Origin of the sequence: Sphingomonas radiodurans, from assembly GCF_020866845.1 — a bacterium.
Lineage (GTDB): Bacteria > Pseudomonadota > Alphaproteobacteria > Sphingomonadales > Sphingomonadaceae > Sphingomonas > Sphingomonas radiodurans.
On sequence record NZ_CP086594.1, the window covers coordinates 2,407,989 to 2,427,435 of the forward strand.

Here is a 19,447-nt window from a genome sequence, read left to right on the forward strand (position 1 = left end):
CATGAAGGCGTTGCGCTATTTCGGGGCGCGGGACATCCAATATGGATCGACCGACGACGCCGTGCTGCAGGACGATTGCGACGTGCTCGTCCGCGTGAAGCATTGCGCGATCTGCGGCAGCGATCTGCACATCTATCACGGCCATGGCTTCTCCGACGATATCGGCTTCTGCGTCGGGCACGAGGCGGTCGGCGAGGTGGTCGAGACGGGCAGGGCAGTCCGCAACCTGCGCTCGGGCGACCGGGTGATGATCTCCGCCGCGGTCGGGTGTGGCGCGTGCCCGGGGTGCCTCGCGGGCCGGGTGCACGAATGCGAGAACAACGGCTCGGGCTGCTACGGGCTCTCCGCCGCGCTGCAAGGGAGTCAGGCCGAGGCGGTGCGCGTGCCGGCTGGCGACGTCAACGCGCGGCGCATCCCGGACGGCGTGTCCTACGAACAGGCATTGATGCTGACCGACGCATTGCCGACGAGCTGGATGGCGGTGCGCAATGCCGACATCAAGCCGGGCGCGAGCGTCGCGGTGGTCGGGCTGGGGCCGATCGGGCTGATGGCGGTGGAAGGGTGTTTCGCGATGGGCGCCGGGCGCGTCTATGCGATCGATCTGGTGCCCGAGCGGCGCGCGATTGCCGAAGGGCTGGGCGCGATCGGGGTCGATCCGAACGTCGCGGTCGAGACGATCAAGGAGGATACCAAGGGGCTCAAGTGCAGCAGCGTGATCGAGGCGGTCGGCGCGGATGCGACGATCGATCTGGCGCTGCGGCTGGTGGGCAAATGGGGCACGGTGTCGTGCCTCGGCGTCAACCAGACGCGCCGCTTCCCCTTCCCGATGGAGCGCGCCTTCGCGCAGGGGCTGACGTTCCGGACGGGCACGTGTTCGGTGCCGCATTGGTGGCAGGAACTGATCCCGATGGTGCAAAAGGGGCAGCTCAAGCCCGAAAGCTATATCTCGCACCGCCTGCCGCTGTCGGAGGGGACGGAGGCCTATGCGATCCTCGACCGGCGCGAGGCGTTGAAGGTGGTGATGTCGCCGGAATGACCATGGCTTGAGCCGGGGCGGGACTCGCTCAGGCTGTCCTACACGGCGCCATCGTGATCTAATCGCGGGGATGCTCACCGTCCGCCCTCTAGCCCGCTCGCTCGCCCGCCACGCGAATGTTGAGGTTGTTGGAGAAAAACGCGCGAGCGCCTCAACTTCCTCAACATTCGTTTTTTGCAATCGTCCGCGACGGTGCCGCTCACGCCGCCGCGCCGGCCGTGTTTGCCCCTGCACCGGCAAACCGTTATGATCGGCCGCAAAGCGCAATCAGGAGAGTATGTCATGGCCACACTGGCATCGGTCGATAGCACCCCGCAGTACGTCCCCGGCGAATGGGAGGCGCGGGTCGATCTCGCGGCCGCTTACCGGCTGGTGGCGATGTATGGCTGGGACGATCTGATCTTCACGCATTTGTCGGCGCGCGTGCCGGGGCCCGAGCATCATTTCCTGATTAACCCGTACGACATGATGTTCGAGGAAATCACCGCGTCGAGCCTCGTCAAGATCGACGTCGAGGGCAAGCCGGTCGGGCCGACGACGCATCCGGTGAACCCTGCCGGCTTCACGATCCACTCGGCGATCCACATGGCGCGCGAGGATGCCGCCGCGGTGATGCATCTGCACACGCCGCACGGCCAGGCGGTGAGCGCGATGGAGTTCGGGTTGCTGCCGCACACGCAGACCGCGATGATCGCGCAGCACAATGTCGCCTATCACAACTATGAAGGCATCGCGACCGACCTCGACGAGCGTGAGCGGCTGGTCGCCGACATCGGTGACAAGCATGCGATGATCCTGCGCAATCACGGTACGCTCGCGGTGGGCGACAGCGTCGCGTCGTGCTTCCTGCGGCTCTACTTCCTCGAGCGCGCGTGCGAAGCGCAGGTGCTGATGCTGTCGGCCGGCCGCGAGAATCTCAACACCCCGCCGCAGGGCGTGGAAGAGAAGGTCGCCGGGCAAAGCGCGCCGGCTGGCATGGGCAAGCTCGCCGAGAAGCTTGCGTGGCCAGCGCTGCTCCGCAAGCTCGACCGGATCGACCCCAGCTTCCGCAACTGATCGCGCCGGCCTTGCCCTAGCCGCCGTGCTCGTGAATGTAGCCGTCAAGCAAGGCGGCGCGAGCGCGGCGCCGGCAAGAGGAGAGGATGATGGCGGATTTCACGCTCGTGGCGGATGGCTTGCGCTTTCCCGAAGGCCCGGTGTTCATGCCCGACGGCAGCATCGCGCTGGTCGAGATCGAGCCCGGCCGGATTACTCGCGTTCACCCCGACGGCACGAAGGAAACGATCGCCACGCCCGGCGGTGGCCCCAATGGCCTCGCACTCGGGCCGGACGGAATGCTGTATTGCTGCAACAACGGCGGGTTCGAGTGGCACGAGAATAACGGCATGCTCGCCCCCGGCGGCATCGCCAGCGATTACTCGGGCGGCCGAATCGAGCGCATCGATCCCGCGACTGGCGCGGTCGAGGTGCTGTACAAGTCGGGCGATCACGGCTGCATCCTGCGCGGGCCGAACGATCTGGTGTTCGACAAGCACGGCGGCTTCTGGTTCACCGATCACGGCAAGATGGATCACAAGAAACGCGTCCACGACGTGGTCGGGATCTTCTACGCCAAGGCCGATGGCAGCCATATCGAGGAAGTCGTCTTCCCCTCGAACAACCCCAATGGCTGCGGCCTCTCGCCTGACGGCAAGTGGCTCTACGCCGCCGAAACCTACACCTGCCGGCTGATGAAGTTCGCCGTGACCGAGCCGGGCAAGGTCGATGCGACCGCGGGCGTCGGCGGGCCGGGCATCCCGGTCTATCGCCCGGCCGGCTGGAAGTTCTTTGATTCGCTCGCGGTCGAAGCGTCGGGCAACGTGTGCGTCGCGACGATCGGCGAATGCGGCATCAGCGTGATCTCCCCCGAGGGCGAGCTGGTCGAGTTCGTGAAGACCGACGACATCTTCACCACCAACATCTGCTTCGGCGGCGAGGACATGCAGGATGCGTATCTGACGCTGTCGGGCACCGGCCGGCTGGTGAAGACGCGGTGGAATAGGCCGGGGTTGAAGCTGGAATATTGAGCCTGGTCGTGCAGGCACGTAGGAGAATGGCATGAGCGGCTGGGCGCTTGAGATCGATCGCGCGGACATCACCCGAGCCTGGCTGACCGACGTCGAAGCGCCGGCGCTCGCCGAGGGCGACGCCGAGTTCGCGCTCGATCTCGCCGCGCTTACCGCCAACAACGTCACTTATGCCGCGCTCGGCGCGCCAACGCCGTTTCTGGGCAAGGACGCGGGCTATTGGGACTTCTTCGCCGAGCGTCATGCGCCCGGCCGCGTCCCGGTCTGGGGCTTCGCGACCGTCACGCGATCGAGCGCGGTGGGCATCGCAGAAGGCGACCGCTTCTACGGCTATTGGCCGCTCGCCAGCCATGCCGTGATGCAGCCCGGCCGCGTCGACGGCGTCGGCTTCACAGAGGTAAGCGCCCGCCGCGCGAAGCTGCCCGCGCTCTACAACAGCTATCAGCGGATCGCCGCGCTCGATGGGTTCGCCGGCAGCGACGAGCGGCTGTGGCCGGTGTGGCGTCCGCTCTACATCACTGGCTGGCTGATTGCCGACCAGTTGATCGACGAGGGCGATCATGGCGCCGACGCGGTGCTCGTTACCGCCGCGTCGAGCAAGACCGCGCTGGCGTTCGCGCACGCGATGCAGGCGCGCGATGGCGACCGCCCGCTCCTCGTCGCGCTCACCTCGCCGCGCAGCAGAGCGTTCGTCGCCGAGACGGGGCTCTACGATGCGGTCGTCACCTACGATGCGATCGACGGTACCCTTGGCGACAAGGCGGTCCTGGTCGATTTCGCCAATGATGGCTCGGTCGTCGCCGCGGTGCGCGCCGCGTTCGGTGAACGGCTCGTGTTCGATCTCGTCGTCGGCTTCACGCATTGGGATGCGACGCCGGTCGCCGCCGGCGTCCAGCGCAGCGGCTTCTTCGCGCCGGCCCGCCTCGCCAAGCGCAACGCCGACTGGGGGGGCGCCACGGTGCGCGCGCGGCTTGCTGAGGCGTGGGACGGGTTCCTCGCTGTCGCGCCGTCACTGGTAGCGTTCGACGAGCGCGCCGGTGCCGACGCCGCGAAGCAGGCGTGGAGCGACATGGTCAGCGACCGCGCCGATCCGCGCCGAGCGATCTTGATCCGGCCCTGATCCGGGCGCGCTTGCGCCTCGCGGCGTGGCGCGGCATGGCCAACTCATGCGCGATACAGTGATTTTCGATTTCGGCGGGGTGGTCACCTCGTCGCCGTTCGAGGCGTTCAACCGGATGGAGCGCGAGCGCGGCCTGCCGCACGATCTGGTCCGCCGGATCAACGCGACCAATCCTGACACCAACGCCTGGGCCCTGTTCGAGCGCGCGGAGATCGGCGCGAGCGGCTTCGACGCGCAGTTCGCCGACGAAGCCGCCGCGCTCGGCTACGAACTGCGCGGGCAGGATGTGCTGGCGCTGCTGTCGGGCGATATTCGGCCGCGGATGGTGCATGCGCTCGATTGGCTGAAGGCGAACGGCTACAAGCTGGGCTGTATCACCAACAACGTCCCCGCCGGCGAAGGCGCGGGCATGTCGCGCAGCGCGGAGAAGGCAGCGAGAGTCGCCGACGTGCTGGCGCGGTTTGATCATGTGATCGAATCGAGCAAGATCGGCATCCGCAAGCCCGATCCGCGCATCTACGAGATGATGCTCGATCACCTCGGCAAGCCCGCGGCGGATTGCGTGTACCTCGATGACCTCGGGATCAACTGCAAGCCAGCGGCGACGCTCGGGATGCATGCGATCAAGGTGACGGGGGAGGCGCAGGCGCTGGATGATCTGGCGGATGCGCTTGGGGTTGAGCGCGGGGTTTTTTAGGCAGCTACTCCGTTCGTCCCGAGTAGCCATCGAGCGAAGTCGAGATGGCGTATCGAGGGACATGTGTCTCGATACGGGTTCTCACGAACCCTACTCGACACGAACGGGTGCGGGTTGCTTGAACCTCCCCAACGCACCCGCTAATCGCCTCCCCGTCCAGTGAGGAAGGCGGCAGCGCATGAAGAAGCTTTATCCCGATGCCGCGGCGGCGCTCGACGGCCTGCTGCATGACGGGATGACGATCTGCGCCGGCGGCTTCGGCCTGTGCGGTATCCCCGAGCGGTTGATCGACGCGATTCAGGCCGCGGGGACGAAGGATCTCACCATCGCCAGCAACAATGCCGGGATCGACGGCGAGGGGCTCGGCAAGCTGCTGCGCACGCGCCAGGTGAAGAAGATGATCTCGTCCTATGTCGGCGAGAACAAGGAATTCGAGCGCCAGTATCTCTCGGGCGAGCTCGAGGTGGAATTCTGCCCGCAGGGGACACTTGCCGAGCGCTGCCGCGCGGGCGGGGCGGGTATTCCGGGCTTCTACACCAAGACAGGCGTCGGCACGTTGGTGGCCGAGGGCAAGGAAATGAAGGTGTTCGACGGGGAGGAATATATCCTCGAACGCGGCATCCGCGCCGATATCGCGATCATCAAGGGGTGGAAGGCTGACGAGAGCGGCAACCTCATCTTCCGCAAGACCGCGCGCAACTTCAATCAGCCGATGGCGACTGCGGGCCGCATCTGCATCGCCGAGGTCGAGGAAGTGGTGCCGGTCGGCAGCCTCGATCCCGATGCGATCCATTTGCCCGGCATCTACGTGAAGCGGATGATTATCGGCGCGCCGTACGACAAGAGGATCGAATTCCGCCTGACGCGGCCCAGAACGGACCAGCGCCCGGAAACGGCGGCGGCGTGATGCGGCCGCCGCTCGCGATGATCGCGGCGGCGCTGGCGCTGGGTGGCGCCTTGTCGGGCTGTGTCGCGGCGGTCATTCCGCTCGCGGCGGCCGGCACGATCGGCAAGCGCAAGTTCGATGGTCCGCGCAAGCGCCAGCCGGCCCCGGCTGCCGCTGCCGTATCGCCAGTGCCGGGCGAGCGGCTGACGTTGCTCCCCGCGGGCAGCAAACTCCCCCCGCCCAGTGCGGCCTCAGGCGTAGCAACGCCAGCGCCGACGACGGGGTGGCGTGCGCTCGTCCGCCATGTCGGCCGCGCGATGTCGTCCGGCGCTTCCTGCGCCGACGGCACGACGGCAGTGCTGATCGACGCTGGCGTCGCTGGTGCACCGGCGGACGAACGCGACGCCGCGGTCACCTCGCTCAATGCGCTCCGCACGATGGGCGCGAGCGTGACGTTCGTCGCTGTCGATCCCACGGCGGCGCGCGCGGCGCTCACCGGCGCCGGCATGGCCGAGCCCGACATGGCAGTCGCCGCTCCGGCGGAAACAGTCGCGATCGCGCGGCGTGGCTGCGTCGTTGCGACCGGCGGTGGCTCCCGCGCCGCCTTCACCGGCCTGCCGTTCATCCCGCTCCCCGCATCCGCGCCAGCCCCGGTCGCTGCGGCGCCGCAGCCATGACCAAGCCGCGCGGCATCGACATCAGCGGCGTGCCAGCGCTCGGCAAGGATTCGGCTGAAGTTGCGCGCATCTGGGTCACCGATCGGGCGGGCAGCACGGTGCTGATCGACGCTGGCGTGCTCGAAGACCCGCGCGTGTTCGGCTATCTGATGGCGGATACGATCCGCCACGCCGCCAAGGCCTATGCCGCTGCCTGGTCGACCGACGAAGGCGCCGCGCTGCAGGCGATCGTCGACGGCGTCGCCGAGGAACTGCGCGAACAATTCAACGACATTACCCCAATCGACGAAGGACGTACGAACTGATGGCCGAAGCAGTGAAGGGCTGGGATCGCAACCAAATGGCGGCGCGCGCAGCGAAGGAATTGCGCGATGGCTATTACGTCAATCTCGGTATCGGCATCCCGACGCTCGTCGCGAATAACATTCCCGAAGGCATGACGGTGACGCTGCAGAGCGAGAACGGCATGCTCGGCATCGGCCCCTTCCCGTATGAGGGCGAGGAGGACGCGGACCTCATCAACGCCGGCAAGCAGACGATCAGCGAGCTGCCCAGCAGCGTCTATTTCTCCTCCGCCGACAGTTTCGCGATGATCCGCGGCGGGCATATCGACCTGACCGTGCTGGGCGCGATGGAAGTCGCGGAGAATGGCGACATTGCCAATTGGATGATCCCCGGCAAGATGATCAAGGGTATGGGCGGCGCGATGGATCTCGTCGCCGGGGTGAAGAAGATCATCGTCGTGATGGAGCACACCGCGAAGGACGGCAGCCCGAAGTTCATTCCGTCGTGCACCTTGCCGCTGACGGGCAAGAACGTGGTCGACATGATCGTCACCGATCTCGCGGTGTTCCAGCGCCCCGATCATGCGAGCGCGTTCCGGCTGGTCGAGCTGGCGCCGGGCATCACGGCGGAGGAAGTCGCGGCGAAGACGACGGCGGTCTACGAGGCCGCATTGTAGCCACAAGTAATTCGGGCGCGCTTTCGACCATCATATCGCAACTAGCCTTTCACTCGCTCCGCAATCTCGGTTAAGAGCGCCGCAATATGGCTAGCCGTCCGCTTACCCTCTACGAAAAGGTCTGGGCCGCGCACGTCGTCGAGCGCCGCGACGACGGGACGTGCCTGATCTACATCGATCGCCATCTCGTCCACGAAGTGACCAGTCCGCAAGCTTTTGAAGGGCTGCGCGTCGCCGGCCGCCGCGTCCGGCGCACCGATCTGACGCTGGCCGTTCCCGATCACAACCTGCCGACCACCGCGCGTGTCGATGCACAAGGGCGCGAGCTGCCGATCGCGGACGCCGACAGCGCGACGCAGCTGACCGCGCTGCGCCAGAATGTCGCCGAATTCGGCGTGCCCTATATCGACGCGCTCGCCGCCGCGCAGGGCATCGTCCATGTCGTCGGGCCGGAGCAGGGCTTCACGCTGCCCGGCACCACCGTCGTCTGCGGCGACAGCCACACCTCGGCGCATGGTGCGCTCGGCGCGCTGGCGTTCGGGATCGGCACCAGCGAGGTCGAGCACGTCCTTGCCACGCAGACGCTGCTCCTCAGCCCGTCGAAGACGATGGAAGTCCGTGTCGAAGGTACGCTCGGCTTCGGGGTCGGCCCGAAGGACGTGATCCTCGCGATCATCGGCCGCATCGGCGCCGCGGGCGGCACCGGGCACGTGATCGAATATACCGGCAACGTCATCCGCGAAATGTCGCTTGAGGGCCGGCTGACCGTCGCCAACATGTCGATCGAGGCAGGCGCGCGCGCCGGGATGATCGCACCCGACGATACGACGTTCGCGTATCTGAAGGGCCGCCCGATGGCCCCGAAAGGCGCGGAGTGGGACAAGGCTGTCGCATGGTGGCGCACGCTCGCGACCGACCCGGGCGCGACCTACGATCGCACGGTCGTCATCGATGCGAACGAGATCGCGCCGGCGCTCACCTGGGGCACGAGCCCCGAGGATGTCGTGTCGATCACCGGCGCCGTGCCCGATCCCGCCAGTTTCGCCGACGCGTCGAAGCGCGAGGCGGCACAAAAGTCGCTCGATTACATGGGCCTCGTGCCGGGGACGCGCTTGCAGGACGTGCCTGTCCAGCATGTCTTCATCGGATCCTGCACCAACAGCCGGATCGAGGATTTGCGTGCCGCCGCCGCGGTCGCCGATGGTCGCCATGTCGCCGATGGCGTTCGTGCAATGGTCGTCCCGGGCTCGGGCCTCGTGAAGCGCCAGGCCGAGGCCGAGGGGCTCGACCGCATCTTCCTGTCGGCCGGGTTCGAATGGCGCGAGCCGGGCTGCTCTATGTGCCTGGCGATGAACCCGGACAAGGTGCCGCCGGGCGAGCGGTGTGCCTCCACGTCGAACCGCAATTTCGTTGGGCGACAGGGGCCGGGCGCACGCACCCACCTGCTCTCGCCGGCGATGGCGGCAGCGGCGGCGGTGACGGGGCGACTGGCGGATGTACGTGAGTTGTTGGCGTAAAGAGGGGAAGCGTAACATGAAGAAGATCCTGGTGCTGTTGGTCGCAGGTTCGATGCTCAGCGGCGTTGCGGCCTATGCGGCGATCGCCAAGCCTGCGTTGCTGGCAAAATCGCGGAGCAATTGATGCAGCCGGTGCGTCAGGTCTTCGGCGGCGCCTATCCCTGGGGCGCGAAGAACATCGACACCGACGTCATCATCCCGGCGCATTGGCTGAAGACGATCACCCGCGCCGGGCTTGGCCGCGGCGCGTTCGAGACGGTGCGCGCGCAGCCGGGCAACATCTTCGACGATCCTGACTATGCCGGCAGCCCGATCCTGATCGCGGGCGACAATTTCGGCTGCGGTTCAAGTCGCGAACATGCCGCTTGGGCCCTGGGCGATATGGGCATCAAGGCAGTGATCGCGCCGAGCTTCTCGGACATCTTCTCCGGCAATGCGTTCAAGAACGGCATCATACCCGTCGTTCTGCCGCAGGACGCGATCGACCGGCTGCTGGAAGTCGCCAGGACGGAAGAAATCACCGTCGATCTCGAAACAATGACCGTCACGACGCCCTTTCAGGATCGCTTTGCCTTCGAACTCGACCCGTTCCGCCGGCAATGCCTGATGGAGGGGCTGGACGAGGTCGGTCTGACGCTGGCAAGGGATACCGCGATTTCGAAATACGAGGCGATGCTGGATGAGCAGCGCCCGTGGATCGCGGGAGAGACTGATGCGAGGACTGCTGTCGAGAGCCCCGGGCGGGCCTGAAACACTCGAGATCGGCGAGCTGCCCGATCCCGTCGCCAAGCCCGGCGAAGTGATCGTCGCCGTCAAGGCGTGTGCGATAAACTATCCCGACGTGCTGATCATCGAGGATCGCTACCAGTTCAAGCCGCCGCGCCCGTTCGCGCCGGGCGGCGAAGTCTCCGGCGTCGTCGAAAGCGTCGGCGAGGGCGTGACGACCTGGAAGCCGGGCGATCGCGTGATGGGCAACACCGGCAACGGTGGCCTCGTCGAGCGGATCGCGATGAAGGCCGACAATATCTACGCCGTACCCGACGAGCGATCGTTCGAGGAAGGTGCGTCGATGTTGCTGACGTACGGCACGACGATCCACGCGCTCGTCGATCGCGGCAACATCAAGGCGGGTGAAACGCTGCTGGTGCTGGGCGCCGCCGGCGGCGTCGGCCTCGCGGCGGTCGAACTCGGCAAGGCGTTCGGCGCGCGCGTCGTCGGCGCGGTGTCGAGCGAGGAAAAGGCGCAGGCTGTGCGCGATGCCGGCGCCGACGATGTCATCATCTATGGCCGCGCGCCCTTCTCGAAGGACGAGAGCAAGGCACTGGCCGATACGTTCAAGGAAAAGGCCGGAAAGAACGGCTTCGATCTCGTCTATGACGCGGTCGGTGGCGATTATGCCGAACCGGCGCTGCGCTCGATCGCATGGGAAGGGCGCTATCTCGTGATCGGCTTCCCCGCCGGCATTCCGAAGATCGCGCTGAACCTGACGCTGCTGAAGAGTTGCGACATCCGCGGCGTGTTCTGGGGCGCGCACGCCGCGCGCTCACCCGAGCAGAACCGCGCGAGCATTGGGCAGTTGTTCGATCTGTGGCGCGAGGGCAAGATCGCGCCGCGGGTGACCGAGGTGTTCCCGTTCGAGCGCGGCGGCGACGCCATCGCCAAGATGGCAGGGCGGGGCGCAATCGGGAAGCTCGTGGTGCGCGTGGCGGACTGACGAAGGGGGACCAGTGTTGCGTCATGCCCGTTGCGCACCTATCCCGGCGCAAACAGGAGCACGCAAACCTATGACCACCTTCGACGATCGCGAACGCGCTTTCGAGGCCAAATTCGCGCACGACGAGGAGATGGCGTTCCGCATCGTCGCGCGACGCAATCGCCTGCTCGGCGTATGGGCAGCCGAGTTGATGAAGCTGACTCCCGAGGAAGCCGATAGCTACGCCAAGTCGGTGGTTCACACCGATCTGGAAGAGGCCGGCGACGGCGATGTCCTGCGCAAGATCCTCGGTGATCTTACCGCGGCGGGGGTCGAGATCGACGAGCCGGCGGTGCGGGCCGCGCTCGACGAGCAGACGATCGCCGCGCGGCGCCAGCTCATGGAGCTGAAGTAACATGGCGATGGCGGCCGACGAGATCGTCGCGCTGATCCGTGCCGGCATCCCCGATGCGGAGGTCGAGATCACCGATCTTGCCGGCGATGGCGATCATTATGCGGCAAAGGTGATCAGCGCCTCGTTCGCCGGTGTGTCGCGCGTGAAGCAGCACCAGGCGGTCTATGCCGCGCTTGGCGGGCGGATGGGCGGCGTGCTCCACGCCTTGCAGTTGACCACTGGCGTGCCGAAGTAACTGATTACAACAGCTTCCCGCGAGGACAATGATGACCGACGAATCCCATGCCCGCATCGATGCGGTGGTGAAAAACAACCCGATCGTCCTGTTCATGAAGGGCAGCCCGCTCTTCCCGCAGTGCGGCTTTTCGAGCCGCGCGGTCGCGATCCTCGATCATCTCGAGGCTGAATATGAAAGCGTCGACGTGCTGCAGGATCAGGGCATCCGGCAGGGCATAAAGGGCTATTCGGATTGGCCGACGATCCCGCAGCTCTACGTCGGCGGCGAATTCGTCGGCGGGTCTGACATCATGATGGAGATGTACGAGAGCGGCGAACTGGCCGAGCTGATCAAGGACGGCGCGAAAACAGGCTGAGGTTGGCGCGGGTACGGGCGGGGGTCGCGAGATCGAAGAAGCGACACACCCGCCCGGCTGAAGCGTAACCACGCTTGGCGCACGAACCACGATGCAGTGCGCGTGCCAGCTGAAGCAAAGTACCAGAAATGCGTGGTTTTTTCGGTTAACGGGCTGCCGCCGCCAGCGGCAGGTGTAAAGCGGGCCGACAGCGCTTTAGAAGCTTCGATTACCAACCAGAACCTGTCACCCCGGACCTGATCCGGCGCCCGCGACCTCCCGACGCTTGGAAAGAAGCGGGACCCCGGCTCAAGGCCGGGGTGACGGTGGTCGGATCAAACGTGGATCGGCTTGCCCCGCACCGCCATCGCCGCTTCCTTGATCGCCTCGGAATGCGTCGGATGCGCGTGGCAGGTGTAGGCGATATCTTCGGATGTCGCGCCGAACTCCATCGCCTGCGCTGCCTGCGCGATCATTGTCCCCGCGGGCACTGCAATCGCCCATACGCCGAGCACTCGATCGGTCTTGGCGTCGGCGATGATCTTCACGAAGCCGTCGGGCTCGTGGTTGGTCTTGGCGCGGCTGTTGCCCAGCATCGGGAACTTGCCGACCTTCACCTCGCCCTTTTCCTTCGCGGCTTCCTCGGTCAGCCCGACGCCGGCGATCTCGGGCCAGGTATAGACGACGCTCGGGATGATCGCGTGGTTCACGATGCCATGCTGCCCGGCGATATTCTCGGCGACCGCAATGCCCTCGTCCTCGGCCTTGTGCGCGAGCATCGGCCCCGGGATCACGTCGCCGATCGCCCACACCCCGTCTACCGAAGTGCGGAAATCATGGTCGGTCTCGATCTGGCCCCGCTTGTTCGGCGCCAGCCCGATCGCTTCGAGCCCGAGCCCATCGGTATTCGGCCGCCGCCCGATCGACACCAGCACGCAATCGGCCTCGATCGTCGATGCCTCGCCGCCCGCCGCCGGCTCGACCGTCAGCACTGCCTTGTCGCCCTCGACCGCAACGCCCGTCACCGTGGTCGATAGCTTGAACTCGATGCCCTGCTTCTTGAAGATCTTGTTGGCTTCCTTGCGCACGTCGCCGTCGAAGCCCGGCAGGATCTGGTCGAGGAACTCGACGCACGTCACCTTGGCGCCCAGCCGGCGCCAGACGCTGCCAAGCTCCAGCCCGATCACCCCGCCGCCGATCACCACCATATGCTCGGGCACCTTCGGCAGCTCGAGCGCACCGGTCGAATCGACAACGACCTTCTGGTCCACCGTCACGCCGGGCAGCGGCGTAACCGACGAGCCCGTCGCGATTACGACGTTCTTCGCGGTCACCGTCTGCTCGCCGACCGTTACCTTACGCGCATCCTCGAAGTGCGCGCGGCCCTTCAGCCACGTCACCTTGTTCTTCTTGAACAGATATTCGATCCCGCCGGTCAGCCCCTTCACCGCTTCGCGACGCTGGCCGTGCATCGCGTCGAGGTCGAGCTCCGGGGTCACCTTGATGCCCAGCTTGGCCATCATGCCGTTCTTCGCGGCGTCGAAATACTCGCTTGCGTGCAGCATCGCCTTCGAGGGGATGCACCCGACGTTGAGGCACGTCCCGCCCAGCGTCTCGCGACTCTCCGCGCACGCCGTCTTCAGCCCAAGCTGCGCCGCCCGGATCGCCGCGACATACCCGCCCGGCCCGGAGCCGATTACGAGCACGTCATAGTCGAATTCGCCAGCCACTTCGTCAGCCATTGGGGGCACTCGCCTCTGGATATGGGGATCGGGGTGCGACATAGACCCTCGAGACGGGGGTGCAACCCCGCGAGCCACTAGGAGACGCGGCATGGACCTGAACTGGAGCCCCGAGGAACAGGCGTTCGAAGCCGAGGTGAAGGATTTCCTCGCAACCTCGCTAACCCCAGAGCTGCAGCGTGCCGGCCAGCTTTCGACCAGCGTCTATCCCGATCACCACGCCAGCATGAAGTGGCAGGAGATCCTGGTCGCCAAGGGCTGGGCCGCACCGCACTGGGCGCCCGAGCATGGCGGCACCGACTGGACCGTCGCGCAGCATTATATCTGGAACCGCGAGCGTATCGCCGCCGGCGCGCCCGGCCTGTCGCCGATGGGCATCTCGATGGTGGCCTATGTCATCATGAAATACGGCACGCCCGAACAGCAGCAGTTTTTCCTGCCGCGCATCCTCTCGGGCGAGATCTTCTTCTGCCAGGGCTATTCCGAGCCAGGCTCCGGCAGCGATCTCGCGTCGCTGCAGACCAGCGCAGTCGAGGACGGCGATGATCTAATCATCAACGGCCAGAAGGTCTGGACCACGCACGCCAATGAAGCGAACTGGATCTTCGCACTGGTTCGCACCTCGAAGGAAGGCCGTCCGCAGCAGGGCATCACCTTCCTGCTGATCGACATGACCACGCCCGGCGTTGACGTCCGTCCCTTCACGATGACATCGGGCGAGCAGGTGCAGAACGCGGTGTTTTTCACCGACGTGTGCGTGCCCAAGGCGAACGTGATGGGCGAGATCGACCGCGGCTGGAGCGTCGCCAAATATCTCCTCGAATTCGAACGCGGCGGCAACGCCTATGCCCCGGCGCTGAAAGCCCGCGCCGACGCCATCGCGCGCCACGCTGCACAGACGACCGGCAGCGACGGCGAACCACTGATTGACGACGCGGTTTTCGCCTCGAAGCTCTCCCGCGCCCGCATCCGCGCCGATGTGCTCGAGATCATGGAGCTTCGCCTGCTTTCCGCCGCGGACGGCGACGGCAGCGTTGGTGCGTTGTCGTCGATGATGAAGATCATGGGCACCGAACTCGCCGGCACGCTGACCGAACTCGCGATGGAAGCGGCCGGCGACCGCGGCCTCGTCTATCAGCCACACGCGACGATGCCCGGCGGCGCCGTCCCCCGCCACACGCCCCCTGCCGACGGCTATGTCTCTGGCGAAACCTGGCACGCGCTCGCGCCCTTGCGTTACATGAACGAGCGCGCCGGCCCGATCTACGCCGGCTCGAACGAGATCCAGCGCAACATCATCGCGAAGCAAGTGCTGGGGCTGTAGGTCAGGCAGCGTTCGCACCCACACACCCGTTCGGCCTGAGGAGAGGCTGAGCTTGTCGAAGCCTCGTCTCGAAGGGCTGGCGAGCAATGTGCTTCGAGACGGCATTTCGACAAGCTCAATGCCTCCTCAGCACGAACGGAAGCGTGTTGACTACATCCGTAATCACTGCGATTACATCCGTAGTTGCAGGAGAAGCGAGTCGTGGCCGAACGCATCAGCGATGCCGAACATGCGGTGATGGAGGTGCTGTGGGACGAGAGCCCACTCACCGCGCAGGACGTGGCGGAACGCGTCGATCCCGAACGCGGCTGGAGCGCCAATACCGTCAAGACCCTGCTCGGCCGGCTGCTCGCCAAGAATGCGATCAGCCATGTCGAGGACGGGCGGCGCTACCTGTATCGCCCGGCGGTCGAGCGCGGTGATTACGTCACGGGCGAATCGCGCCGGCTGATCGACCGGCTGTTCGGCGGGAAGCTGATGCCATTGGTTGCGCATCTCGCCGAGCGCGACGAGCTTTCGGCGCAGGACATCGCCGAGATCGAGAAGCTCCTGAAGGCGCTGAAGCAATGAGCGCGGCGGTGGTAGCGTGGGCTGTCGAGGCGCTAGTCGCCTCTGCACTCCTTATCGCGTTGGTGCTGCTCGCGCGCGGCCCCGTCCGCCGCACGTTCGGCGCGCCGGTCGCTTATGCGCTATGGGCACTGCCGGTGCTCCGCCTCGCGCTGCCACCGCTGCCGCAGGGCGTGCGCGACAGCGTCGCCGCACCGCTCTCCAGCTCGTTTGTCGCGCCGCTCACGCAGGTCGGGCAGCAGGTCACGATCTTCATCGCCCCTGCTGCTGCCGACGGCGCCGCCGCGTCGCCCGTCCTCACCACAGGTACAGCCCTCGCCCTGCTGTGGGGGCTCGGCGCGGCGGCGTTCCTCGGCTGGCACCTCGTCGCGTACATCCGCTTCCGCCAGCGCCTGCTCGCGCGCGCTACGACCCTTGAGCTGGTCGATGGCGTCACAGTGGTCGAAAGCGCCGCCGCCACTGGCCCGCTCGCGTTCGGCATTGCCCGCCGCTACGTCGCTTTCCCGCGTGATTTCGCCGATCGCTACGACGCCGACGAGCGCCGCCTGGCGCTGGCGCACGAGCTTGGCCACCACGCCCGCGGCGATCTCGTAGCCAACTGGGTCGCACTGGCGGTGCTCGCACTGCACTGGTTTAATCCGCTCGCCTGGTACGCCTTCCGCGCGTTCCGCGCCGATCAGGAAATGGCCAACGACGCGCGTGTTCTCGCGCGGCTCGGCCGCGACGCGCGCCACGCGTACGCCTGCGCGATCGTCAAGGCGGCGCACGGCGGCGCCATCGCAGCCGCGTGCCACCTCCACACCGTCGACGGCCTGAAAGGGCGATTGAAGATGCTCGGCCTGAACCGCATTTCGCGAACCCGCGCGCTGACCGGCATGGCAGCGGTGGCCGCCACCGGCATCGGCGCGCTGGCGCTGACTGCGTCGGGCACGCAAGCTGCGCAGAGCATGCGCAGCACGGTGGAAGATGCCGCCGCGGTGGCGCTCGCCCAGCCGATCGCGCAGACGGTTGCCGCACCTGCGCGGCCGGCCAAGGACGTCCGCGTCGAGATCGTCACCGACGGCAAGCGCCGCGTCTACAAGGGCGAGGAAGCCGCCGCCTGGATCGCCGCCAATCCGCCCCCCGTGCCGCCGGCACCGCCGGTTCCGCCGATGCCCTCGGTGCCGGGCGTCACGCCGGTCCCGCCAATTCCCCCGATCCCGCCGGTGCCCGCGACCGGACCCTATGTGAATACCGTCGTCGAAACCCGCGACGGCGAAACCCGCCACGTCTATGTCTCGGACGGGTCCGACCATGTCGCCGCGATGGTGCCCGAGGTGCGGTCCGCCAAATGTGGCGGCGACGGGGAACGCCCCGTTGTCATGCACGATGAGCAGGCCGGCAAGCGCCGCGTCACCATCTGCACCGACCGGATCGAGCGCACCACCGCACGAGCGGCGCAGGCGCGGGTGCAAGCCGAACAGGCTCGCCGCATCGCCATGACGAGCGCCGTCAGCGCAATCCGCGCCGCCCGCAACACGATCCGCACCAGTCGCAACCTCTCGCCAGAACAGCGCGATCACGCGCTCGATGGCCTCGATCGCGAGATCGAACGCGTGGAAGCCGAGCGCGAGGAGCAATAACGCCCTCCGCCGTGCCGAGACTAGCCGGCACGACGACTGCACGTCTCCCTTGTCATCCCGGCTCCAACCGGCCATTTGCCCCGCATGGACGCGCCGCCCACCGGTATTCCGATCCAGCTTGAACCGCTGGTCACGCGCGTGCTGGCGCCCAACGCCTCGGCGTACACCTACACCGGCACGCAGACGCATATCGTCGGCACGACCGATCTCGCGATCATCGATCCCGGCCCGGCCGACGATGAGCACCACGCCGCGCTGCTGGCCGTCATCGCGGGCCGCCCAGTCACCGCGGTCGTCATTACGCATCACCATCGCGATCACAGCCCCGGCGCCGCCCGGCTCAAGGCGGAGACGGGCGCACCGATCATCGGTGCCGCACCCTTCGCGCTGCAGGACGATGGCCCGCGCTCGGACGCCTCGTTCGATCATGATTACGCCCCCGATCGCGTGCTGGCCGAAGGCGACACGGTCGCCGGCAACGGCTGGACGCTCGAAGCGATCGCCACCCCCGGCCACACGTCGAACCATCTCGCGTTGGCGCTGCTGGAGACGAAGGCGCTGTTCTCGGGCGATCACGTGATGGGCTGGGCGACCAGCGTCGTCTCGCCGCCCGACGGCGACATGACGCACTATATGGCGAGCCTCGACAAGCTGATCGAGCGCGACGACCGCGTCTATTATCCCGGCCACGGCGACCTGATCGAGAAGCCGCAGCGCCTCGTCCGCGGCCTGCTCGGCCATCGCAAGCAGCGCGAAGGGCAGATCCGCCGGCTGCTCGCGGCAGGGACGGGCGCGATCCCGGCGATGGTCGAAAAGATGTACGTCGGCGTCGATCCGCGGCTGTATCCCGCTGCCGAGCGCTCGGTGCTGGCGCATCTGATCGATCTCGAACGGCGCGGGCTGGTGACGCACGTCGGCGACCATTGGCAATGAATGGTGACGCCCGACTAAAGAGCGGCGTCCTCATCGTCGCGATCACGGTCGGGCTGGCACTGACGATCGCGATCGGCGTCGCGACCTATCTCGGCTACCGCTACGTGACCGACGAGCGGATGGTCTCGGTCGATCGGGACGGCAAGGCGACTGCTCAGGTCGTCGCCGCCACGCTGTTCGGCCGCAGCGACTTGCGCGTCGGGCGACTCTCCGGAACGGTGCAGGGGACCGCGGTGTCGAGCCGCCTGTGGGGGTGGTTGAACGCGACCCAGGTGGTCAAGGCGCCGTTCGAGGTGAATTACTTCGTGAACGTGTCGCAACTCGGCCCGCGGGATTTCGTGATGAACGACGCCGGCGACCGGATCGTTATCACCGTTCCCGACGTGACGATCGAGCGCCCGAATGTCGATCTCGCGCGCGCCAGCCTCAACGACGTGCAAGGCGCGTTCGTGTCGCGCGGCGCCATGGTGGAAATGGGCAGCAAGGTGGCAGCGAGCGCGCAGCGCGCGGCGTCGGATCGTGCCAATTCGCTTGAGAACCGCGCAAAGGCGCGGGACTATGCCCGCGCCGCGGTCGAGCGGCTGTTCACCGGCGCCTTGCGCGCGGCGCGCGTCGATGCGCAGGTTTCGGTGCGTTTCGCGGGCGATCCGTTGCCCAGTGGCGAGCGCTGGGACGTGAGCCGCAGTCTGGAAGAAGTATTAGGGACGAACCGGTAACGACGCGTCGCAAGTTTTCAAACAATTACGTCGGCGGCTAACTCTGCGTCGATACAAAATCGGGCCGACGATATTCTCCCACGACACGTAATCTGCTAGGCACCAGCAATCGGGAAGGGGAGAATCCGATGGCCACGATCGCAACATCACGCGCTGAAATCCGCGACGATCGCGGGTTCTTCTATGTGCTCGCCATGGCAATGGCGCTCGCCAACGTCATCGGTTTCGGTACGCAGTTCGCAATGGGGCGGTCCAGCTTCGGCGCGCCCGCGCTCGTTCACTTCCATGCGCTCGTCTTCGTCGGCTGGGTCGGCTTTTTCGTGTTCCAGACGTGGCTCGTGTCGCATGGCCGCGTCGCGCAGCATCGTCGCATGGGCTGGATCGGCGCTGGATATGCGGCGGTGATGATCGTGATCGGGATCACCGCCACGGTCGCGATGGTCCGCGCCGGCCGCGCGCCCTTCTTCTTCCAGCCCGGCTATTTCCTGGTGATGAATTCGCTGGGCGTGCTTACCTTCGCCGGGCTGTTGTGGTGGGCGGTCGCGCTGCGGCGGCGCACCGAGTGGCACCGCCGGATCGTGATTTGCGCGATGACCGCGATCATGGGGCCGGCGTTCGGGCGGATCGTTCCCGCGCCGCTGATCATCCCCTGGGCGGCGTGGGGGGTCTTCGCGGCGATGATGCTCTTTCCGATCGCGGGGGCGATTTACGATCTGCGACGACACGGGCGGGTGCATCCGGCATGGTGGGCCGGCATCGCGATCCTCGTCGGCATGCAGGTTACGATGGACGTGATCGCGGTGACACCGATCGGCACCGGGCTATATGCGATGGCGACCGCGGGTTCGCCCGGCGCCGCGATCGCGCCACTCGCCTATCCGCCATTTCCACCGCTCTCTTGAT

22 protein-coding genes are annotated in these 19,447 nt (G+C 66.6%); 21 read left to right on the forward strand and 1 reads right to left on the reverse strand.

The annotated features are described in order from the left end of the window. The first annotated feature begins 1 nt into the window (after position 1). The 15 genes from LLW23_RS11155 (at position 2) to grxD (ending at position 11,661) form a co-directional block, all read left to right on the forward strand. Positions 2-1,036: an alcohol dehydrogenase family protein gene (locus LLW23_RS11155; protein WP_228945522.1), complete on the forward strand. Its 1,035-nt coding sequence runs from the start codon at positions 2-4 to the stop codon at positions 1,034-1,036. A 282-nt stretch (positions 1,037-1,318) separates the two neighbouring features. Continuing rightward, the gene (locus tag LLW23_RS11160; protein ID WP_228945524.1) at positions 1,319-2,092 is read left to right on the forward strand and encodes a class II aldolase/adducin family protein; all 774 of its coding nucleotides are present in this window, start codon (positions 1,319-1,321) and stop codon (positions 2,090-2,092) included. Positions 2,093-2,181: 89 nt separating this feature from the next. Further along, positions 2,182-3,102 (forward strand): SMP-30/gluconolactonase/LRE family protein, encoded by a 921-nt coding sequence (locus LLW23_RS11165; RefSeq protein WP_228948552.1) that lies wholly within the window; start codon positions 2,182-2,184, stop codon positions 3,100-3,102. A 31-nt stretch (positions 3,103-3,133) separates the two neighbouring features. Beyond that, a complete protein-coding gene (locus tag LLW23_RS11170; RefSeq protein ID WP_228945526.1) occupies positions 3,134-4,222 on the forward strand; it encodes a DUF2855 family protein in 1,089 nt (362 codons plus the stop codon). 46 nt (positions 4,223-4,268) lie between these two features. After that, entirely contained in the window at positions 4,269-4,919 is a 651-nt protein-coding gene (locus LLW23_RS11175) for an HAD-IA family hydrolase (protein WP_228945528.1), read from the forward strand. Positions 4,920-5,097: 178 nt separating this feature from the next. Next, positions 5,098-5,826, forward strand: coding sequence for a CoA transferase subunit A (locus LLW23_RS11180; protein WP_228945530.1), 729 nt, complete (start codon positions 5,098-5,100; stop codon positions 5,824-5,826). Further along, positions 5,826-6,482 carry a hypothetical protein gene (locus LLW23_RS11185; RefSeq protein ID WP_228945532.1) on the forward strand — a complete coding sequence of 219 codons (657 nt, stop codon included), beginning with the start codon at positions 5,826-5,828 and terminating at the stop codon, positions 6,480-6,482. The genes LLW23_RS11180 and LLW23_RS11185 overlap by 1 nt, the downstream gene beginning before the upstream one ends. Further along, positions 6,479-6,787 carry a DUF5076 domain-containing protein gene (locus LLW23_RS11190; RefSeq protein ID WP_228945533.1) on the forward strand — a complete coding sequence of 103 codons (309 nt, stop codon included), beginning with the start codon at positions 6,479-6,481 and terminating at the stop codon, positions 6,785-6,787. Before LLW23_RS11185 ends, LLW23_RS11190 begins: the two co-directional genes overlap by 4 nt. After that, positions 6,787-7,443 carry a CoA transferase subunit B gene (locus tag LLW23_RS11195; RefSeq protein ID WP_228945535.1) on the forward strand — a complete coding sequence of 219 codons (657 nt, stop codon included), beginning with the start codon at positions 6,787-6,789 and terminating at the stop codon, positions 7,441-7,443. The genes LLW23_RS11190 and LLW23_RS11195 overlap by 1 nt, the downstream gene beginning before the upstream one ends. 86 nt (positions 7,444-7,529) lie before the next feature. Continuing rightward, complete coding sequence (gene leuC, locus LLW23_RS11200) at positions 7,530-8,960, forward strand: 3-isopropylmalate dehydratase large subunit (RefSeq protein ID WP_228945536.1); 1,431 nt, start codon at positions 7,530-7,532, stop codon at positions 8,958-8,960. A 123-nt stretch (positions 8,961-9,083) separates the two neighbouring features. Continuing rightward, entirely contained in the window at positions 9,084-9,710 is a 627-nt protein-coding gene (gene leuD / locus LLW23_RS11205) for a 3-isopropylmalate dehydratase small subunit (protein ID WP_228945538.1), read from the forward strand. After that, a complete protein-coding gene (locus tag LLW23_RS11210) occupies positions 9,673-10,674 on the forward strand; it encodes an NADPH:quinone oxidoreductase family protein (protein WP_228945540.1) in 1,002 nt (333 codons plus the stop codon). Before leuD ends, LLW23_RS11210 begins: the two co-directional genes overlap by 38 nt. Before the next feature lie 70 nt (positions 10,675-10,744). After that, positions 10,745-11,068 (forward strand): DUF1476 domain-containing protein, encoded by a 324-nt coding sequence (locus tag LLW23_RS11215; RefSeq protein WP_228945542.1) that lies wholly within the window; start codon positions 10,745-10,747, stop codon positions 11,066-11,068. Between the two features lies 1 nt (position 11,069). Further along, the gene (locus LLW23_RS11220) at positions 11,070-11,303 is read left to right on the forward strand and encodes a BolA/IbaG family iron-sulfur metabolism protein (protein ID WP_228945543.1); all 234 of its coding nucleotides are present in this window, start codon (positions 11,070-11,072) and stop codon (positions 11,301-11,303) included. A 31-nt stretch (positions 11,304-11,334) separates the two neighbouring features. Continuing rightward, positions 11,335-11,661 (forward strand): Grx4 family monothiol glutaredoxin, encoded by a 327-nt coding sequence (grxD, locus tag LLW23_RS11225; RefSeq protein WP_228948553.1) that lies wholly within the window; start codon positions 11,335-11,337, stop codon positions 11,659-11,661. A gap of 314 nt (positions 11,662-11,975) precedes the next feature. Here grxD and lpdA read toward each other — a convergent pair whose 3' ends face one another. Continuing rightward, entirely contained in the window at positions 11,976-13,382 is a 1,407-nt protein-coding gene (gene lpdA / locus LLW23_RS11230) for a dihydrolipoyl dehydrogenase (RefSeq protein ID WP_228945545.1), read from the reverse strand. A 91-nt stretch (positions 13,383-13,473) separates the two neighbouring features. Here lpdA and LLW23_RS11235 point away from each other — a divergent pair, with 91 nt between their 5' ends. From LLW23_RS11235 to LLW23_RS11260, 6 genes are all read left to right on the forward strand, one after another. Continuing rightward, entirely contained in the window at positions 13,474-14,706 is a 1,233-nt protein-coding gene (locus LLW23_RS11235) for an acyl-CoA dehydrogenase family protein (protein ID WP_228945547.1), read from the forward strand. A gap of 201 nt (positions 14,707-14,907) precedes the next feature. Next, entirely contained in the window at positions 14,908-15,276 is a 369-nt protein-coding gene (locus LLW23_RS11240) for a BlaI/MecI/CopY family transcriptional regulator (protein WP_228945554.1), read from the forward strand. After that, positions 15,273-16,895: a M56 family metallopeptidase gene (locus LLW23_RS11245; RefSeq protein WP_228945556.1), complete on the forward strand. Its 1,623-nt coding sequence runs from the start codon at positions 15,273-15,275 to the stop codon at positions 16,893-16,895. The genes LLW23_RS11240 and LLW23_RS11245 overlap by 4 nt, the downstream gene beginning before the upstream one ends. 84 nt (positions 16,896-16,979) lie before the next feature. Next, positions 16,980-17,828, forward strand: coding sequence for an MBL fold metallo-hydrolase (locus LLW23_RS11250; protein WP_228945558.1), 849 nt, complete (start codon positions 16,980-16,982; stop codon positions 17,826-17,828). Next, positions 17,825-18,544: a DUF4230 domain-containing protein gene (locus LLW23_RS11255; protein WP_228945561.1), complete on the forward strand. Its 720-nt coding sequence runs from the start codon at positions 17,825-17,827 to the stop codon at positions 18,542-18,544. Before LLW23_RS11250 ends, LLW23_RS11255 begins: the two co-directional genes overlap by 4 nt. Before the next feature lie 128 nt (positions 18,545-18,672). Beyond that, on the forward strand, positions 18,673-19,446 hold the full coding sequence (locus tag LLW23_RS11260; protein WP_228945563.1) for a hypothetical protein: 774 nt from the start codon (positions 18,673-18,675) through the stop codon (positions 19,444-19,446). Position 19,447: the final 1 nt, after the last annotated feature.

Excerpts from the sequence above, each read along its gene's own strand:
- LLW23_RS11155 (WP_228945522.1), top strand. The coding sequence starts at position 2 with ATGAAGGCGTTGCGCTATTTCGGGGCGCGGGACATCCAATATGGATCG.
- LLW23_RS11160 (WP_228945524.1), top strand. The coding sequence starts at position 1,319 with ATGGCCACACTGGCATCGGTCGATAGCACCCCGCAGTACGTCCCCGGC.
- LLW23_RS11165 (WP_228948552.1), top strand. The coding sequence starts at position 2,182 with ATGGCGGATTTCACGCTCGTGGCGGATGGCTTGCGCTTTCCCGAAGGC.
- LLW23_RS11170 (WP_228945526.1), top strand. The coding sequence starts at position 3,134 with ATGAGCGGCTGGGCGCTTGAGATCGATCGCGCGGACATCACCCGAGCC.
- LLW23_RS11175 (WP_228945528.1), top strand. The coding sequence starts at position 4,269 with ATGCGCGATACAGTGATTTTCGATTTCGGCGGGGTGGTCACCTCGTCG.
- LLW23_RS11180 (WP_228945530.1), top strand. The coding sequence starts at position 5,098 with ATGAAGAAGCTTTATCCCGATGCCGCGGCGGCGCTCGACGGCCTGCTG.
- LLW23_RS11185 (WP_228945532.1), top strand. The coding sequence starts at position 5,826 with ATGCGGCCGCCGCTCGCGATGATCGCGGCGGCGCTGGCGCTGGGTGGC.
- LLW23_RS11190 (WP_228945533.1), top strand. The coding sequence starts at position 6,479 with ATGACCAAGCCGCGCGGCATCGACATCAGCGGCGTGCCAGCGCTCGGC.
- LLW23_RS11195 (WP_228945535.1), top strand. The coding sequence starts at position 6,787 with ATGGCCGAAGCAGTGAAGGGCTGGGATCGCAACCAAATGGCGGCGCGC.
- leuC (WP_228945536.1), top strand. The coding sequence starts at position 7,530 with ATGGCTAGCCGTCCGCTTACCCTCTACGAAAAGGTCTGGGCCGCGCAC.
- leuD (WP_228945538.1), top strand. The coding sequence starts at position 9,084 with ATGCAGCCGGTGCGTCAGGTCTTCGGCGGCGCCTATCCCTGGGGCGCG.
- LLW23_RS11210 (WP_228945540.1), top strand. The coding sequence starts at position 9,673 with ATGCGAGGACTGCTGTCGAGAGCCCCGGGCGGGCCTGAAACACTCGAG.
- LLW23_RS11215 (WP_228945542.1), top strand. The coding sequence starts at position 10,745 with ATGACCACCTTCGACGATCGCGAACGCGCTTTCGAGGCCAAATTCGCG.
- LLW23_RS11220 (WP_228945543.1), top strand. The coding sequence starts at position 11,070 with ATGGCGATGGCGGCCGACGAGATCGTCGCGCTGATCCGTGCCGGCATC.
- grxD (WP_228948553.1), top strand. The coding sequence starts at position 11,335 with ATGACCGACGAATCCCATGCCCGCATCGATGCGGTGGTGAAAAACAAC.
- lpdA (WP_228945545.1), bottom strand. The coding sequence starts at position 13,382 with ATGGCTGACGAAGTGGCTGGCGAATTCGACTATGACGTGCTCGTAATC.
- LLW23_RS11235 (WP_228945547.1), top strand. The coding sequence starts at position 13,474 with ATGGACCTGAACTGGAGCCCCGAGGAACAGGCGTTCGAAGCCGAGGTG.
- LLW23_RS11245 (WP_228945556.1), top strand. The coding sequence starts at position 15,273 with ATGAGCGCGGCGGTGGTAGCGTGGGCTGTCGAGGCGCTAGTCGCCTCT.
- LLW23_RS11250 (WP_228945558.1), top strand. The coding sequence starts at position 16,980 with ATGGACGCGCCGCCCACCGGTATTCCGATCCAGCTTGAACCGCTGGTC.
- LLW23_RS11255 (WP_228945561.1), top strand. The coding sequence starts at position 17,825 with ATGAATGGTGACGCCCGACTAAAGAGCGGCGTCCTCATCGTCGCGATC.
- LLW23_RS11260 (WP_228945563.1), top strand. The coding sequence starts at position 18,673 with ATGGCCACGATCGCAACATCACGCGCTGAAATCCGCGACGATCGCGGG.